This window comes from Lyngbya confervoides BDU141951 (assembly GCF_000817775.3).
Classification (GTDB): Bacteria; Cyanobacteriota; Cyanobacteriia; order Thermosynechococcales; family Thermosynechococcaceae; genus Lyngbya; species Lyngbya confervoides.
The window spans coordinates 4,528-22,276 of the sequence record NZ_JTHE03000079.1; the positions used below are offsets into that span (position 1 = coordinate 4,528).

The 17,749-nt window shown below is 54.7% G+C and carries 9 protein-coding genes; 4 read left to right on the forward strand and 5 right to left on the reverse strand.

Annotated elements, in window-relative coordinates; translation table 11 throughout:
• Window positions 1-491: 491 nt before the first annotated feature.
• The 5 genes from drmD to QQ91_RS13250 all read right to left on the reverse strand — a co-directional run bounded on the left by drmD (window position 492) and on the right by QQ91_RS13250 (window position 11,927).
• Window positions 492-3,680, reverse strand: coding sequence for a DISARM system SNF2-like helicase DrmD (gene drmD, locus QQ91_RS13230; protein ID WP_166275333.1), 3,189 nt, complete (start codon window positions 3,678-3,680; stop codon window positions 492-494).
• Window positions 3,681-3,975: 295 nt separating this feature from the next.
• Window positions 3,976-9,525, reverse strand: coding sequence for a PAS domain S-box protein (locus tag QQ91_RS13235; protein ID WP_201277103.1), 5,550 nt, complete (start codon window positions 9,523-9,525; stop codon window positions 3,976-3,978).
• 684 nt (window positions 9,526-10,209) lie between these two features.
• On the reverse strand, window positions 10,210-10,749 hold the full coding sequence (gene petC / locus QQ91_RS13240; protein ID WP_166275335.1) for a cytochrome b6-f complex iron-sulfur subunit: 540 nt from the start codon (window positions 10,747-10,749) through the stop codon (window positions 10,210-10,212).
• 104 nt (window positions 10,750-10,853) lie between these two features.
• A complete protein-coding gene (locus QQ91_RS13245; RefSeq protein WP_166275337.1) occupies window positions 10,854-11,066 on the reverse strand; it encodes a YgaP family membrane protein in 213 nt (70 codons plus the stop codon).
• Between the two features lie 183 nt (window positions 11,067-11,249).
• A complete protein-coding gene (locus tag QQ91_RS13250) occupies window positions 11,250-11,927 on the reverse strand; it encodes a Crp/Fnr family transcriptional regulator (RefSeq protein WP_201277104.1) in 678 nt (225 codons plus the stop codon).
• Between the two features lie 279 nt (window positions 11,928-12,206).
• Here QQ91_RS13250 and QQ91_RS13255 point away from each other — a divergent pair, with 279 nt between their 5' ends.
• From QQ91_RS13255 to QQ91_RS13270, 4 genes are all read left to right on the forward strand, one after another.
• Entirely contained in the window at window positions 12,207-13,451 is a 1,245-nt protein-coding gene (locus QQ91_RS13255; RefSeq protein WP_166275341.1) for an HlyD family secretion protein, read from the forward strand.
• A 164-nt stretch (window positions 13,452-13,615) separates the two neighbouring features.
• Entirely contained in the window at window positions 13,616-15,508 is a 1,893-nt protein-coding gene (locus tag QQ91_RS13260; RefSeq protein WP_166275343.1) for an ATP-binding cassette domain-containing protein, read from the forward strand.
• Complete coding sequence (locus tag QQ91_RS13265; protein ID WP_166275345.1) at window positions 15,505-16,608, forward strand: ABC transporter permease; 1,104 nt, start codon at window positions 15,505-15,507, stop codon at window positions 16,606-16,608. The genes QQ91_RS13260 and QQ91_RS13265 overlap by 4 nt, the downstream gene beginning before the upstream one ends.
• Complete coding sequence (locus QQ91_RS13270) at window positions 16,605-17,729, forward strand: ABC transporter permease (RefSeq protein WP_166275347.1); 1,125 nt, start codon at window positions 16,605-16,607, stop codon at window positions 17,727-17,729. Before QQ91_RS13265 ends, QQ91_RS13270 begins: the two co-directional genes overlap by 4 nt.
• Window positions 17,730-17,749 lie beyond the last annotated feature (20 nt).

The following is a 17,749-nucleotide window of genomic DNA, read 5'->3' on the forward strand; positions in this document are numbered from 1 at the left end:
TAGGCATCGCTCATTCCCTCCAAACATTGACAACACTCGAAGCCCCTAGAATAGCCCTCATCCCCTACCCCCTTCTCACAGGTCTGGGCGAAGGGGAACCGTCCAAAGTTGTGCATCCTACCACCTCCCCTCTCCCAAATTGGGAGAGGGGCCGGGGGTGAGGGCCAATACAAAGCGTATCTCCACCTCCCAACGCCCTCAACAGCCTTTCGGCCCATAGGCATCGCTCATTCCCTCCAAACATTGACAACACTCGAAGCCCCTAGAATAGCCCTCATCCCCTACCCCCTTCTCCCAGGTCTGGGCGAAGGGGAACCGTCCAAAGTCATGCATCCTACCGCCTCCCCTCTCCCAGTTTGGGAGAGGGGCCGGGGGTGAGGGCCTATGCAACCAGTTCTGAGCAAAGGGGAACCGTCCAAAGTCATGCATCCTACCACCTCCCCTCTCCCAGTTTGGGGAGGGGCCGGGGGTGAGGGCCTATGCAAAGTCTCTCACCCCCCAACCAAACGCTGCGGCACAATGTAGGTCACCGCCAACGGAAACAACCGCGCTGAAGGCGCAGCAAACCGCGATCGAATGACCGCCGCCTCCTGCTCAATCTCCGCCGGAATCTGCTCCACCCGCTGGCGTAAACTGCCCTGATTGCGTTCGAACTGTTCCTTTTCCGCCGAGTTAAACAGATCCAACTGCTCCACATCCGGTTGCTTTAGCTCCCGTTCGATGTGCTCCTTTAACTCCGTCAAAATTGCCGTCATATCCGCCACTTCCTTCTCACAGCGATCTTGCAACGTCTTTTGCAATGCCTCGGTGCGGGTTTGCTCCCGAACTTCTAGCGATCGCAGCAACGCCTCCTGATGACTCGGCCAAGACTCCACCAATCGCTGCTGAAAGGCCTCTGGAACCGATTCCCCAGATGCCACCGCGATCGCTTGATTCACTTGCCCCACATTGAGTCGGCTAAACCGTCCCTCCTTGAGGCTTCCCCCCGCCGTAATCACTTCCTCATGCAACCGCTGTTGATCGCCCCCCAAAATCACCAACCGTCCATAGGCAATCACCACCGGAAACTCCAGTTCATCACTGGGTACCACCCGCGCCGTCACTCGATTAAGACGCTTGCGACCTTCCCGCGACCATACCTCCGCCCGCAATAGACGCAAACACATTTGCACAAGTCGATGATTCAGATGCACCAGCACCACATCATCCCGCTGACGCGCTAAGTCCGGATCAAACACAATCGGACGAGTCTCACTGGTATGGGGATGCGCCAACCCATCGGCACAGGTTGCCCAACTGCCGCGCATTTCCGGCAACCGGAACACATCGCCCTTAATCCCTTCAATCTCAGCGGGTATCAGGGGCGGCTGATCTGCTAAATCCAACCCCACCTGCACCACGGTGGCAATATTGTCGGGTGTTAAGCGGAGTTCCAGCCGTGTTTCTCGTAGCTGTGTCCGCAAAGCCTCAATGCGATCGCGCACCGACCGCTCAAACTTCAACATCCGCCGCACCGCCTCCGACGACTTCTCCGCCTGAGCCGTATCCAAATTCACTCGCCGCCCCAGCATGGCCTCCTCTACCTGGGACGCAATCACAGGCCCCACCTTGCCCAAATCCTCACGGATGTTGTTCACCTTCAGCGCCGCCCGCATCAAAAACTCTAAATCCCCCTCCAGTTCCCCTGGTCTACTATTCGCCACATTCGCGGCATACCCTTTGCCCACGAAATGATAGATCAACACCTCATGGTGCAAGGTTCCATCTCGATCGACCCAGCCCCGCTGACCGTGCCGATCAATCCGGCCATTGCGCTGCTCCATCCGATTCGGATTCCAGGGAATTTCATAGTGAATCAGTCTGGCACAGTGATTCTGTAAATCCAGCCCCTCCGAAGCCGCATCCGTCGCCAGCAAAATCCTGACCGCTGAGAGTTCTGGCCTTGCCTGGAAAGCCGCCTTCACCCGTTCCCGCTCCTGAGCATCCATCCCCCCGTAAAGGGTCATCAACCGATCCTCACTCGCCAAATCATGACTCGCCAGCAAATCAAACAGCCATTTCTGAGTCGCTCGATACTCTGTAAAAATAATCACCCGCTGGTGCGACCATTCCCCATTAGGCTTGATATAGGTCGAGATCCAGTTCAGGAGTTCTTGAGCCTTAGCATCAGCCCGAGAGGAAGCTTGCTCTGCCCATTGCGCCATCGATTGCAAAAGCTGTTCCTCTTCAGCCGATAGCGGTTGAAACAATCGAGTGGACAAATCCACCGCATCCTCAGTGGACGATTCAAACAACCCATCATCGGCAAACTCTTCATCCACCTGTTCCAACTGCCGCCGCAGAATCCCCACTGACGGCTTAGAAAAGGTTCCCTTTCGTTTCCGCTGAGCCTGCTGAATCGAAGTTCGATGTTGTTCTAAGGTCGATCGAAAGGCTTCCGGTGATGAAAACAGACGCTTTTTTAACAGCTTTAAGACAAACTCGGTGGCATACAGTTCCGTCGCATCGTCCGCTGCGGTTTTGCGTCTCAGCTCCGTATACTCCTTCAGCCAACCATGTACCTGACGTTCCGCATCAGGGTAATCCACCGCAATCGCCTCTAATTTTCGCTCTGGAAAGCGCGATCGCCCGTCAAATTCCGCAGGCAATTCCTGCTTTAAGCGCCGAACCATAATCGTTTCTAGTTGGGTTCGATCCGGTGTTACGCCTCGTGCAAATCGCTGGGCATCCAATAGCTCCAACAACGCCGTAAAACTTTCCGGATAACCATTGTGGGGCGTCGCCGTTAAAAACAACTTATGTTCAAAATGTTGTTCCAAAAGCCGCACCGCCGCCGTCCGCTGGGAATCAATGGCATAGCGCCCCGACCCCGAAGGCGCAACATTATGCGCTTCATCCACAATCAACAGATCAAACCGACGCGGATAAATCGATTCCCCTTCTGCTGGCAGCACTTCCCGAAACAGCCGCAGGGGGCGATCGCGCTTCAAAAAATCAATCGACGTAATCAGTCTCGGAAAATGCGTCCAGGGATTCACATGAATTCCCCGACTGCGCCGCAATTCCTTCATGAGTTGACTGTCCACAATCCGAAAATCGAGGCCAAATTTGTCGCGCATCTGATCGCGCCACTGAATTTGTAATGACGATGGACAGACAATCACAATTCGCCGCACCCGCTGCCGCAGGATCAGTTCTTGGGCAACAAGCCCCGCTTCAATGGTTTTCCCTAAACCCACATCATCCGCCACCAGTAAATTCACCCGTGGCATTTGAATCGCCCGCACCACCGGATCCAACTGATAATCCTCAATATCAATACCGCTGCGAAACGGGGACTGCACATTTTTAATATCTGCGGAAGAGGCTGCCCCCCAGCGCACCGCATCAAGGAACGCATCCAATCGCCACGGATCATCAAAGCCCTTGGGGTCTGGCAATTCTGATTTTTCATACACATGCGCTCCAGGTTCGAGTTCCCAGATCACCTGCAACTCTTGCCCCAAGGCATCATCTTCCACAGAAGACAACGTAACAAGGTGCTGCGATCGCCCAAAGGATTCGATGGCAGGACTCTCTGAAACCTGAGATTGCTGCACATCAGTCACAACAAAGCGACTCTGTCGCACATCCACTAACTGACCTTGCTCGGGGATGGTTAGGGATTGAAATAGGGTCATATTTTTATTAACTCGAAGACAAAATCATAAGATTTACGAATTTTACCCAGTTTAAGCTGATTAACTCAATCCCACAATGGCCTAACGGGTATGCAACCGCTACTCCGTCTCCCCTGACCATCCTCAGGCTGTTTTGGAGATTGCGAAGCGAGGTCCACCCACTCGGTCCGTGGAGATTGGGTTTATTGCTACGGGTGCAGAGAGAGCAGTGAATGTTTTCTGCTGACGCCAGGCAAACCTGTCACAGGCAGCGGAGAGGGGGCCGAGGTGATGCGGATGATAACCGCAAATCCTCTCATGTCGATCCCCTCAGTTCCTGGACTTCAATGGCAGATTCTCCCAAAGTGAAGTAGAAGATCGTCCCCTGATCAAGCTGGCTTTCTGCCCAGATTCTGCCACCGTGGCGGTGAATAATTCGCTTACAGATCGCGAGTCCAATTCCGGTTCCCTCAAAGTCAGCCTGGGCATGGAGCCGTTGAAATGCGCCAAACAGCTTATCGGCATACTCCATCTGAAAACCAACACCGTTATCGCGCACAAAGAGGGTGCCATCCGCTAGCGTACCAATTTCAACTTGAGGAGTAGGCTGATGACAGCTAAATTTAAGTGCATTGCTAATCAGATTACTAAAGACCTGTTGCAGCAAGGTCGCATCCCCTTCCACAATGGGCAGAGCCCCAATCACAAACTGCACCGAGGGCGGTGTTTCGGAATAGCCTTGATGGAGGGCGATCGCTTCATCCACCAGATCCCGCAGTACCACAGGGCGAGACTGCATTGCTTTGCTCCCAAGCCGGGAGAGCATCAGCAAACCATCGATCAACTGTCCCATCTTATGGCTGCTGCTCTCAATGACTTGCAGGTAATGCACCACCTTCGGATCACTGAGTGCCTGGTGGCTATCCAATTGCTGCCGCAGCGCACTGACAAACCCATGGATATGACGCAGGGGCGCACGCAAATCATGGGAAACGGAATAGGAAAACGATTCCAGTTCCCCATTGGTCGCCTCTAGCTGGATGGTGCGATGGGTCAATTGCGCCGTGCGCTCCTCTACCAGCGCTTCAAGGGTACGGTTCAACTGCTTCAGGGCTTGTTGGGCCTGTTCTCGCTCCAGCTCGGCGGCAGCACGGGCCGCAAAGACTCGCAAGAGAACCTCGGCTTGCTCAGAATTCTGGAGACGTTGCTGATCAAGAACACATAGATTCCCAATCACTTGCCCCTGAGCCCCCTTTAGAGTCACTCCTAGATAGCTTTCTGCCTGCATTTGAACTAAATCAACGTCGTCGGGAAACCGTTGCTGAACGGAGTCACTACAGTAAAAGACCCGCTGCTTCAAGGTATACTCGCAGGGGGTTTTCGCGGGATGGTAGCAAAAATTCGGTTGCAAAGATCCGTTTGCCCAAAACGCTAAGGTCTGCAACTCGTCATCCACCAGTTGCGACACAAGGGCATAGGAGACCTGCAATGCCCTGGAAATATGGTTGACCAAGGCGGGAAAAAAGTCTTTGCCCGTGGTTGCGGCGGTGGCTTCCACCAGATTTTGCAGTTGTTGTTCGGCAAATTTGCGATCGCTAATGTCCAGAGACGTGCCCACGACCTTGACAATCTGCCCGGTGTCATCGCGCACTGCCTCTGCTCTGGCTTCCATGTACCCCATTGACCCATCAGCTCTAAAAAATCTCAGATCAATTTCGTAGGAAGTTCCCGCCGTCATCGCCCGCTTGATGACCTGTTCCAGTCGGGGTCGATCTTCGGGGTGAATGTAGGTCATCATCACCTCTGCAAAATCGGGTTCCGGTGCAGCCGGATCAAAGCCAAACATCTGAAACAGGCTATCTGACCAGACCATGGACTGGGTCGCTGCATCCAATTCCCAACTGCCCAGCTCAGCAATCTGTTGCGCCTGGAGCAAAGCCCTTTGACTGTGCAGAAGCTTTTGTTTTTCCTGCTCCACTCGTTGATATAACTGCGCTTGCTGAATGGCAATTTCTAACTGTCCTGCGACGACTTGAGCCAGGTGGACTTGTGCCTCTGTCCAGGTAAAGGGTCGCTGAGGGGTATTGAGGGCAAAACTGCCCCAGATCTTATCCTCCACCTGCAGGGGAATGTGCAGCCAGGCGCCGGATAAGCTGCAAGCAAGATTCTGAGTATTCTCGTTTTCCAGATTATCGAGGGCCTCCACCCGGACAATTTCCGACCGCTTGATCTGGGAGGCAAAGGGATAGTCCAGGTCTGGAATCTCCAAAGGCATGAGACGAGGACTATTGGGACTAGACTGAAATTCTGCGACGTGTTTCCAAACTCCCTGGGTGGGACAATATTGCACCACACAACAGTCGAGATCGGGCATTAATCGTGCGGTTTCAGCGGTGGCGGTGGCAAAGATCACATCCAGGTCAAGGGATTGGCGAATGGCTTGGAAGACCCGATTCAGGGATTGCTCACGCTGTAACCTTTGCTGAAGCGTGGCTTCAAATTGCTTGCGATCGCTAATATCCTGAGCAAAGGACAGCATCGATTCCAGGTTCCCCCCATCATCAAAAATGACGGAAGAGTGCCACTCACAGGTGATCACCGTGCCATCTTTACGATAGTTGCGGTTCTCAAACCGGCAGCGCTTAATCACTCCCTGCCGCAGGAGAACCATTTGATTCGACACCCAGTCAGCGTCCTCTTCATAGACAAACTGCCAGCTCGGGATATCCATGCTTTGAATTTCGGCCTCGCTCCAGCCAAAGATCTGTTCGGCTTCCTTAGACCATCGCTTAATGTTGCGATCGCGATCCCATTCAATGATGGCGAGCAAGGAGGTATCAAAATGACTGTCTAAGGCTTTGATGGACATCCGGAGTTCTTGTTCAATCCGTTTGCGATCGCTAATATCCACGATGACTCCATCCCAAACCACAGCCCCGTTCGGCTGCAGCTTAGGCGACGACTTGGCCTCCAGCCACTTCTGGCGACCCGAGGGGACCGTAAATCGATATTGCCCCTGCCAAGGCTGCAGCGACTGTGCCGAGGCTAGAATGGTGGTTTGCAAACGGGGGATATCCTCTGGATGTATCCGCGCCCAAACCGCAGACATCTGGTTCAGGCACACCTCCAGAGGCATCTCGTAAATCTTCTGGGCATTCTCACTCAGGTAGGTAAACCCATCGCGGCCATCCGCATGCAAAATATAGCGGTAGACAATTGCAGGCACATTGTCGTTCAGCTGCTGCAGGTGATCGCGATTTTCCTGAAGTGCAGTTGTCAGCTGTTTGCGTTCCGTAATATCCCGAGAGACCCCCACCAGTTCAACAACGTTGCCTGCGGTATCAAAGATGGGGGATTTGATCGTGTGGAAGTAGCGTATCGTACCATCGGCCCGTCGATTGGGTTCATCTAAGGTTTCGACGGGTTTTCCGGTGAGAAAGACCTGCTGATCGGCCTCAAGATACTGTTGAGTATGCTCATCATCATTGAAGGAAACATCCCGAATGCCCTGCAGTTGTTCCAGCGTCATACCGTAGTAAGTACAGGTTGCTTGGTTGGCATAGAGCACCTTCGAGTGGGCATCCTTGCAAAACACCATATCTTGCACCGAGTTGAGAATTTGAGCATAGCGGTGTTCACTCGCTTGCAAGGCTTCCTCCGCCCGTTTGCGATCGCTAATATCCACGATGACTCCATCCCAAACCACAGCCCCGTTCGGCTGTCGCTTGGGCGACGACTTGGCCTCCAGCCACTTCTGGCGACCCGAGGGCACTGTAAATCGATATTGCTCCTGCCAGGGCTGCAGCGACTGTGCCGAGTCTAGAATGGTGGTGCGCAAACGGGGGATATCCTCCGGATGTATCCGTTCCCAGACCGCAGACATCTGCTGCAGGCACACCTCCAAAGGCAGCTCAAAAATCTCTTGGACATTTTCACTCAGGTAGGTGAGGGCATCACTGCCGTCGGGATGTAATACATAGCGGTAGACAATCGCCGGGACATTATCGTTCAGCTGCTGCAGGTGATCGAGACTTTCCTGGAGGGCAGTTTCGAGTCGTTTACGATCGGTGATATCCAACACCGTTCCAAAAAAACCAACGGCTCGGCGCGACTCTCCCTCTCCTTCAAATTGCGCCTGTCCCTTGGCTGACACCCAGCGTTCGGTACCATCCTTCCACACCAGGCGGTACTCACTTTCATAATGGCCCTGTGATTGGGGGGCGATCGCTGCATTCACAGCACTGGCGACCCGGCTTCGATCCTCCGGATGCACCCGCTCCATCACCTGGGTTAGCGGAGTCATGGCCACATCCTCGGGTTCATCCCAAATTTCGCGCAATCGTTCGTCCATCTCGACGCGGTTCGTATCCAGGTGCAGCCGCCATCCTCCCAATTGCCCAACCTGAATCGCCAGCCTTGCCCAGGCTTCACTTTCTCGCAGGGCGGCCTCGGCTTGTTTGCGTTCGGTAATATCCGTGTGGGTGCCGATCACCCGCAGGGGCTGTCCCTCGGCAGTCCACTCAATGACCTTGCCCCGGTCGAGAATCCACTTGTAACTGCCGTCTTTACAACAGACCCGATGCTCGTTCCGGTAGACAGAGGTTTCACCTCGAAAGTGCTGCTGCAAATCGGCATAGCACCGGTCTCTATCCTCGGGATGAATGCGACTGTCCCATTCTTCCAGACCGATTCCCACCTCATGGTCAGCGTATCCCAGCATGGCTTTCCACTGCCGAGAAAAGAAAACCTGATTCGTCTGGGCATTCCAATCCCAGACTCCATCTCCTGATCCTTCAAGGGCAAACTGCCATCGGGCTTCACTTTCTCGCAGGGCAGCCTCGGCTTGTTTGCGTTCAGTAATGTCTTCCGAGAAGCACAATAGAAATTCTGGCTGTTGATGGTCATTGTAAAAGGGAATTTTCACGGTGTGGAGTAAACGCCGCCCCAAACTGTAACTATCGATTGATTCTTCAGGAATATCCTCGGGCTGGCCCCGATCAAAGGCTGATCGATCCTTTTGAAAGAAGAAATCCGCTTGATCTTTGGGGAAATGATCATAGTCTGTTTTACCGATGGCCTGATCCGCTGTGAGACCAAACAGTTGTTCGCTCTTTAGGTTCCACAGCAGCATTTTGCCAAAGTGATCCGCTCTGCCATCCTTTACAAAAACGGCAATGGGGAGGTGGTCAAGAATGGTTTTTAAGAAGTCACAGGTCTGCCGAAGGTCTGCCTCACTCTGTTTGTACGGCGTGATATCCTCAGCCACACCGACCACCTGGTATACCTGACCCAAGTCATTGACCATGGGGAAGGAGCGTTCCCGCACCCAGCGGACCGATCCATCGGGACGCATCATTCGATATTCGATCTCAGCTCCCTCTGGATTTTCGCAATTCAGGAGGGTGTCCAGGCAAGCTCGATCCTCAGGATGCACCGCCTGTCGCCATTGCTCATAGGTAGGATTAGAAGTTTGTGGGTCATACCCCAATAGCCGGAATCTTTCATCCGTCCAGGTGAATTGATGAGTGGCCTTCTCCCATTGCCACATTGCCACCTTCGCTGTTTGCAGGGCCGGTGAAAACGGGAGGGCGCTGTGCGGCGGCGCAGGTTCAGTCTGCAGGAGATCGTGAATTTTCTGCTGCAGCTTGGTTTTTTCCTGCTGAAAATCGGTTTGAGCCTGCTGCCAGCGCATCTGGAAACGGTGACGATCCCAAACGTAAAGAACGATGACCCCCAAGGTGACGAGTCCGAGGACAATCGACACTCCATGGCTCAGAGAAGCCAGAAAATCCGTCAGGGTCCCACCGGGACAGAAATTCTGAGAAATCTCTGTCCATCGTCTTGTGGGTAGCACTTCTGCAAACATAGAAAATTGTCTTTTAGAAAACCAATCGGGGAGTAGCCAGGATTGAACCTGAGACGGTCAAGCTGCTGATCTCTGGCTATTATCATACGTAAAAGGCGTCCTCGAAGCGGTGTGATTTAGAACAGTCCAGGCTGGGGAGATTATCCTGCTCTAGAGAGAAAAACCTGCTCCAGAGACTACATTCCGTGCCAATCGGCCCAGCAATAGGCCGCGAAGGGTCCTTCCACCTGCCTTGGCTCCATATCTTCGACTTGTATCAGGGTCTCATCCCCTTACTTTGTATTGCCAGTTTGGCGATCGCCGCACCTCCGAACCAACGAGGCTTGGCGTCACAGGTGGGGAGAACAGCAACGGTCCTCGTTGCGATCGCCCGTAGGGGAATCTTAACGGCGGTAGCGATCTATGCCCCTCTCAAAACCATAGACCAGACCGTATCATGCTTTGAAATAGAGCGACCCAGCATTGAACCGGTCGTCTTCGGCTACAACAAGAGGGCTGAAGGAATATCCCCTCAGCCCAGCGAGACCCAGGACGACGGTCATGCGTCTGTGTTCTGCTGTGATAAGCCTATGGCGTGGCAGAGCTAGAATGACGCTGTCATCGCGGGGAAATGAAACGGAATGTATTTGGGCCGCTGTACAGGTCGACCCAAGATAGCGCAGAGAAAGGCGCTCAGTTTCTAGCTCAGCTCCACCAAGGCCGCTGTCCTGTCCGCGGATCCAGTTCGGTCCAGGGGTATAGCCAGATGGCACCCTCCTTAACCTCAACCCGAGTCAGCTTCAAGGGTAAGGGAGCTGGCCCACGCACCACCTGTCCCCTGGAGTCGTACAAGGATCCATGACAAGGGCATTGAAACTGTTGATCCGTTGGGTTCCAAGGAAAGGTACACCCTAAATGGGTACAGTTGTCCACAATGCCCATGCGGTCCAGGCTGCCGTCCTCTGTAACAGTCAGATAGGTAGGTTCTCCCTCTAACCCTGCCACCAGGGCGCGACTTCCTGGCGCCAACGCTAACAGCTGACCGGCGGGAATCGGATTGCCCAGTTGATCCTTGGCTAACTGTCCCCCGTCTTCACTGGTTTCAGAAATCGGGAGAAAAAATTGAGTCATGGGGTAAAGGGCCGCCCCGGCGGTGACGGCAACCACAGTCCCCGTCAAGAAATTGAGAAATTGCCGCCGGGAGGGAGACGGATAGTCTGATTCGAGCGAATAGGAGTGAGTCATGCGTGCCTCTCTAAACGGGTAGCAAAAGGGATAACCATACCAGTGATGGATAAATATTTATGCCGGTTCTAGTCCATGGAACTGGCGTCTTTAAACATACGTTTCTAAGGACTGGGAGTGGTGTGGCGAGTGCTGATTCCCAGCCATTGATACAGGCCGCAGAATCCAAGCAGGCTCGTTAACAGGGCGATCGCTGCGGCAATATCCAGCCCGACCCCCAGTGCTGAATCAGCAAAGATACCGACCCCCAGGTAAAACAGCCCTGCAGCGAAGAGAAGGCGGATCACGCGATCCATCATGCCCACATTACTGATCATTGTTGACCTCTAAAAGTGATGAGATAAAAGTGATGGGAAACGAGATAGGCCTTGCCTCTGTCCCGGCCCCCCAGGACAAAGAACAATCCCTGAGGTTAGCGTGAGGAGGGGGCCTCTCGATTGGAATACATCCAGGATAGAAAAGCTGGAGGAAGGCGTCTGTGACAAAATCACAGAACCAACTTACTGGGCAAGGTGAGCGAGGGCACGCGGGTTGACCACGCGAATCATCCCGCGTGAAAGAATCAACATCTCTCTTTTTTCCATATCTTTCAGGAGGCGACTCACCACTTCTCGCGAACTGCCCAGTTCTGAAGCGATCGCTTCATGGGTAATCTGAATCTCTGAATGGCTGGGAGACACCAGCGATAGTAAATAGGCAGCAATCCGACTATCCATCCGATGAAAGACCACGTCTTCTAAAACATCCATCACCTGAATTAAACGCTGAGAGAGTAAACCAAAGACATATTGTTGCCAGACCGCCTCATGGCTCATCCAGTGTTGCAGGACCGGTGCAGGCAGCCCAATGCCTTCCACCACTGTTTCTGTGACGGCGAAGGCAGGAAAGGTTTGCGTGCTTAAAATGCACGAAGCGGTCATAATGCAGCTTTCTCCAGGCTCAAGCCGGTAAAGGGTGATTTCGCGGCCTGAGTCTCCCATTTTATAAATTCTCGCGGAGCCCGCTAGCATCAACACTAAATGCGTGCAGGTGTCTCCCTCAAGACAGATAAACTGACCAGGGGGAAGGGTCATCAACTGAGCCTGTTGGCAAAATTCAGCCTGCAATGCAGGCGCCAATTGAGCCAAAAAGGGGAACAGTGGGATCGCCTTCCCTAAAATAGAACTCTTATCCTCCATCACCATTGCCCAACACGCCTTTTTCCAAACTCTGAACCCAAACCTTTCTCAACACCTAGGGGCGGCTCGTCCCTCCTCTGGGCTAGGTCCATTATCGCGCTCCCCTCCCTACAACTTCTCCCCTAGCCCTGATCCTCTGAGTCATTTCACGCTCTGACGGCCTTTGTATCCTTTCCTGGCCAAACTTAAATAAAGGTAACGGTGTGGCTGAGTGTCAGAAAATTGGGTTCCCATAGAAAGAGGAAGCCTCCAGTGGCTGTTTCAACTGCATTCATTGACATGACTGAAGCGCCAACCCCAAAGCGAAGCCTGCCCAAGCCTCTGCGGATTGGGTTACCCATTTTGATCGTTGTCGCCATCGCCGCGGGAGTGGCTCGGCAGTTGCTGCAGCAGCCACAGGAACCGGGATTACAGCTCAGCGGTCGGATTGAGGGCTACGAAACCGATGTGGGGGCAAAGGTCGGAGGCAAAATTGAATCTATTGCCGTGCGCGAGGGCGATCGCGTGCGTTCGGGGCAGGTGATTGCCCGCCTAGAGGACGAGGAACTGCGGGCGGCTTTAACGGGGGCAATGGCTCGAATTGCGGCAGCTCAACAGCAGGTGAGTCAGGCATTCCTGCAGCTTGGAGTAATTGACACACAAATTGCCGAAGCCAAACTCGCCCAGCAGCAGGCCCAGGATGATACCGCCGGACGCATGAATGCCGCAAAGGCGGCGGTGGCGGCGGCGCAGGCGCAGCTAGCCCAGGCCCAGGCCCAGGTGAAGCAGTTACAGGCAGAGCTCAATCTAGCTCAGGCTGACCGCGATCGCTTTGCCACCTTGGTCCGCGAGGGGGCAGTCTCCCAGCAGCGCTTTGATCAGGCTCAAACTCAGTATGAGTCGTTGCGGGAACTGTTACAGGCCCGCCAAGCGGCCGTTACCACCGCCCAGGAGCAGGTCAACGTGGCCCAGGGAAACTTAACCCAGTCAGGCGCCAGTCAGCTGAATCCAGAAATTCGTGCAGCCCAGGTGCAGCGATTGCAAACTCAGCTGGCTCAGGCCCAGGCGCAGCTGCGATCGGCGCAGGCTGAGGTCGAGACGGCACGATCCTATCGGCGGGAGCTAGAAGCGCGTCTGCGCAACCTGGACATTCTCAGCCCCATTGCCGGAATCGTGCTCACCCGCACCACAGAACCTGGGGAAGTCATTGCCGCCGGGAAAACAGTGCTCACGGTGGTGAATTTAGACGAGGTCTACCTGCGAGGATTTATTCCGGAAAAAAACGTGGGGGAGGTGCGGGTGGGGCAAGCAGCCCAGGTCTATCTCGATTCAGACCCCCATCGCCCTCTGGCAGCTCAGGTGTCGGCCATTGATACCGAGGCTTCCTTCACCCCAGAAAATATCTACTTCCGCGATGACCGGGTCACCCAAGTCTTTGGCCTGAAGCTGCAAATTGAAAACCCGAATGGGTTGGCCAAACCGGGAATGCCCGCCGATGCGAGAATATTGCCGGAAGCGTCCTCCCCTTCCCCTAGGGAAGGATGAATGATCCCACCCTCAGGGACCTGCCCCATCTTCCGCCTCCCCTGGGGACCGAAGAGAGGACAGGATTCTGCAATGACAATCTAGACTGGGGAAAGGGGTGAAGGCGGATCAAAACCATCGTCGGAAGAATCTGGGAAAAAGAGAGTTGACCATGGCTCAATAACATGTTTTCCATTCAGGTAAACCAGCTCGTGAAGCACTACGGGCCCGTGGCAGCCGTCAACGGCATTGACTTTACCGTACAGCCAGGCGAGATTTTTGGCCTCATTGGCCCCGACGGGGCGGGTAAAACCACGACCTTTCAAATCCTGGCAGGGGTGATGCAGGCCAGCGCCGGAGGCGTCACCCTCTTAGGGCGATCGCCGCGGGAAGCCCGCCTCGATGTTGGCTACCTGACCCAGGGCTTTTCCCTCTATCTCGACTTGAGCATTTTAGAAAACCTGCGCTACAGTGCTGGGCTGCGGCGAGTGGCACCCGCACAATTTCGCACTCGTGCCCAGAGTCTTCTCACCCGCATGAATCTAGATCCATTTCGCCATCGCCTGGCGCGTCAGCTCTCGGGAGGAATGAAGCAGAAGCTAGCCCTATGCTGTGCCCTGATTGCTCAGCCCCAAGTTTTGCTGCTGGATGAGCCCACCACCGGGGTTAATCCCGTTTCCCGGCGGGAGTTTTGGGACCTGTTGGCGGGGGTGGCGGCCGAGGGCGTCACCATTTTGACGGCCACGCCCTACCTGGATGAAGCTGAGCGCTGTCATCGGATTGCCCTAATTTATGCAGGGCAAATCCAGCAAATGGGCACCTTGACAGAGCTTAAAACCAACCTGGGGCTGCATCGGATTGAACTGCGGGCTGAGCCTCTAGACCCTGTGGAAACTGTGCTGCAGCAGCAGGCTGCCCAACCCCATAGCGCCCTAGCCGATCTGCAGTCCTTTGGGGATCGGCTGGACATCCTCACCCCGGATGTTGATCGCGCAACGCAGGAACTCCAAGCCGCACAGATTCCAATCACCTCGCTGGAACTGAGTGACCCCACCTTGGAAAATGTGTTTGTGCACCATTTGCGTCAGCAGGGGGCTGCCCCTCCCTACCGTCCCTTTCACCACTATCGAGGATCGTTGCCGCGCCAGGGACTGGCGATCGCAGCCCAGGAGTTACAAAAAAACTTTGGCCCCTTTCAAGCCGTGAAACAGGTGCATCTGGCGGTGAAATACGGAGAAATTTACGGCCTGCTGGGGGCCAATGGGGCCGGAAAAACCACCACCATTAAGATGCTCTGCGGGCTTTTGCCTCCCACGGCCGGCACGATGAGCCTGGCGGGAGAAACCCATAACCTGCATCGGGCGGAGGTGCGATCGCGCTTGGGCTACATGAGTCAAAAGTTCACCCTCTACGATGACCTCACCATTCGCCAAAACCTGGAATTCTACTGCGGAGTCTATGGCATTCCCCGCAAGCTGCACCGAGAAAAGATTGACTGGGTTCTGGAAACCTGTGGACTGGCGGAACGAGATCACACCCTGACGGCCAGCCTGCCGGGAGGATGGAAACAGCGGGTGGCCTTTGGGGCTTCGGTGATGCACGAGCCGGATATTTTGTTTCTAGATGAGCCCACCTCTGGAGTAGATCCCCTGGCACGACGACAGTTTTGGCGATTGATTCGAGATTTTGCGCGCCGGGGGACCGCCATTCTGGTCACCACCCACTACCTGGAAGAGGCAGAGAACTGCAATCGCATGGCCTTTATGGTGGCTGGAGAAATTGTCGCCCAGGGAACCCCCACCCAAATCAAGGCCAGTCAGCCCGGACAGCTGTTGGAGCTAACCACAGCCCAAACCCAGCAGGCCTCCCAACTCCTGAAACGACAGATCGAATCCTGGCGAGTTTCGATCTTTGGCGATCGCCTCCACCTGGTTCTAGATCACCCGGACCAAGAGTTACCGCCCCTGATCCAGCATCTTCAGCAGCAGCAGATTCAGATTCAGAGCCAGCGGTCCATTCCCTTTACCCTAGAAGATGCCTTTATTGGTACGGTGCAGCGGACGGAGGGAAAGGAGTGAATCGTGTAATCTCTCAAATTCGGAAGGAATTAGCCCAGTTCAGCCGCGATCGGCTCACCGTCGCCCTGGCCTTATTGCTGCCCCTAGCTATGCTGCTCATTTACGGCTACGCCATCCGGCTGGAATCAAAAAATATCTCCCTTGCGGTCCAGGACTGGGATCAAACCCCCCTGAGCCGCAGCTATATCGAACGCCTCTACGCCACCGGTCAGTTTGTGCCAGCACCGATGGTGGGATCTTCTCCCCTCACGGCTCTAGATCAGGGCAAGGCCCAGGCCACGGTTGTGATTCCGCTGCACTTCGCCCGCGATTTGCGGGCAGGCAGCACCACGGTCCAGGTGCTTGTGGATGGGACAGACGTGAACAATGCCCGCGTGATTCAGAACAGCCTCAAGGGCGTTACGAATTTCTTTATCCAGTCTCTGCCTGACTTTTCTCGTCCAGAGGGAATTGTGGCCCGAACCCGCATCTGGTTCAATCCGGGACGGAAGGAATCGCTGTATATTGTCCCAGGGATTTTTGCCGTGGTGCTCTGGGTCTTTCCTTCTATGCTGACGGCGATCGCCGTGGTGCGCGAGAAGGAACAGGGGACGGCCATTCAGGTCTATGCCTCGGATCTCAGTTCCATGGAGTGGCTGTTGGGAAAGGGCATTGCCTATTGGATCGTTGCCGTCGCGGAGGCCGCCGTTGTCATGCTCGTGGCGCTGGTGTTATTTGGACTGAAGCTGCAAACAGGGCCCGGGCTGCTCTTGCTGGGAACCGGCATCTATCTCGGCGCAGCGGTATGCTTTGGACTCTTTGTCGGCGCCAGAACGGGCAATCAAAATGGGGCGGTGCAGGGAACCGCTATCGTGGGGTTTCTAACCTCCTTTTTGCTCTCGGGGTTTATTTACCGCCTCGAAAATATCCCCTTTCCCCTCTCCCTCGTTTCCAACATCATTCCGGCCCGCTACTACATTTTGCTCACGCGCGACGCCTTCTTGCGGGGAGCGGGCTGGTCGGGCGTCGGGATTGTCCCGCTGGTTATTCTCGGGATTGGACTGGTGCTGTTCATCGCGGCCACTAAAATTCTCAAGCGCATGGAGATCTCGGATTCATGAAGGGGCTTGCCTCTCTGAGGGAAAGCCGATTTTGGGCGTTAACGCGCAAAGAAATTCGGCAAATCCTGAAAAATCGCCAGCTCATTTTTCTACTGCTCTTTCCCCCCACTGTGCAGCTGCTGGTGTTCGGCCTGGCCCTGAGTCCGGTGGTGGACCACCTGAAGTTAGGGGTTGTGGACTATGCCAACTCGGCTGAAAGCCGTGAATTGGTCTCTGCCCTGGTGGAGAATGACGTCTTTGAAGTCACCGCCACGCCCTTCAATCAGGCGGATCTGGGCCATCAGGTCCAGAGGGGGAAGCTCAATGCGGGCCTGGTCATTCCGCCGGCCTTTGATCGCGATCTCCAAGAAGGAAGGTCTGTGGAAGTGCAGGTGTTCATCGATGGGGTCGATGCCAACACCGCCGGAATCACTCAAGGGTACATCAACCAGATCCTCAATCAATACACGCGCCGCCGCCATTCCCAGATCGCCCGCCTCCCTGTGGAAACGGCCACGCGCTTTCTCTATAATCCAGGGCTGATGAGCAGCTGGTTCTTTGTGCCGGGGGTGATCGGACTGGTGCTCACCCTGACCGGATCGCTGGTGTCCTCGGTGACGGTGATTCGTGAGAAGGATGTGGGGACCCTAGAACAGCTCCTCATGACGCCAGCGGCTGGATGGGAAATCTTACTGGCCAAAGTTGTGCCGCTGTTTGTGCTGCTGATGGGGGATGTTCTCCTGGCCTCGGCCATGGGGCGATTTATTTTTCAGCTGCCCTTTCGCGGGAACTATCTCATTTTTCTGAGCCTTTCTGGCCTCTATGTGTTTGTCAGTATTGGTTTGGGAATTTTGCTGGCGACCTTGTCTCGAACCCAGCAGCAGGTGGTGTTGACCTCGTTTTTCTTTAATGTCCCTATTATTCAGTTCTCAGGAGCGATCGCGCCCATTGAAACCATGCCGCCACTGTTTCAATTTTTAGCCTGGTTTGACCCCTTGCGTCATTACGTGACCATCGCCCGCAGCTTGATTCTCAAAGGAGAGGCAGTCGGGGCGCTATGGCCTCACATTGCGGCCCTTTTTGCCTTTGCAGTGGTGCTCATGAGCATTAGCGTCAGCCGTTTTCGCTCACAACTGATATAGAATCGGCCTCCTCCGGATCT

Coding starts and splice junctions, on each gene's coding strand:
- drmD (WP_166275333.1), bottom strand. CDS start 3,680: ATGACCCTATTTCAATCCCTAACCATCCCCGAGCAAGGTCAGTTAGTG.
- QQ91_RS13235 (WP_201277103.1), bottom strand. CDS start 9,525: ATGTTTGCAGAAGTGCTACCCACAAGACGATGGACAGAGATTTCTCAG.
- petC (WP_166275335.1), bottom strand. CDS start 10,749: ATGACTCACTCCTATTCGCTCGAATCAGACTATCCGTCTCCCTCCCGG.
- QQ91_RS13245 (WP_166275337.1), bottom strand. CDS start 11,066: ATGATCAGTAATGTGGGCATGATGGATCGCGTGATCCGCCTTCTCTTC.
- QQ91_RS13250 (WP_201277104.1), bottom strand. CDS start 11,927: ATGGAGGATAAGAGTTCTATTTTAGGGAAGGCGATCCCACTGTTCCCC.
- QQ91_RS13255 (WP_166275341.1), top strand. CDS start 12,207: ATGACTGAAGCGCCAACCCCAAAGCGAAGCCTGCCCAAGCCTCTGCGG.
- QQ91_RS13260 (WP_166275343.1), top strand. CDS start 13,616: ATGTTTTCCATTCAGGTAAACCAGCTCGTGAAGCACTACGGGCCCGTG.
- QQ91_RS13270 (WP_166275347.1), top strand. CDS start 16,605: ATGAAGGGGCTTGCCTCTCTGAGGGAAAGCCGATTTTGGGCGTTAACG.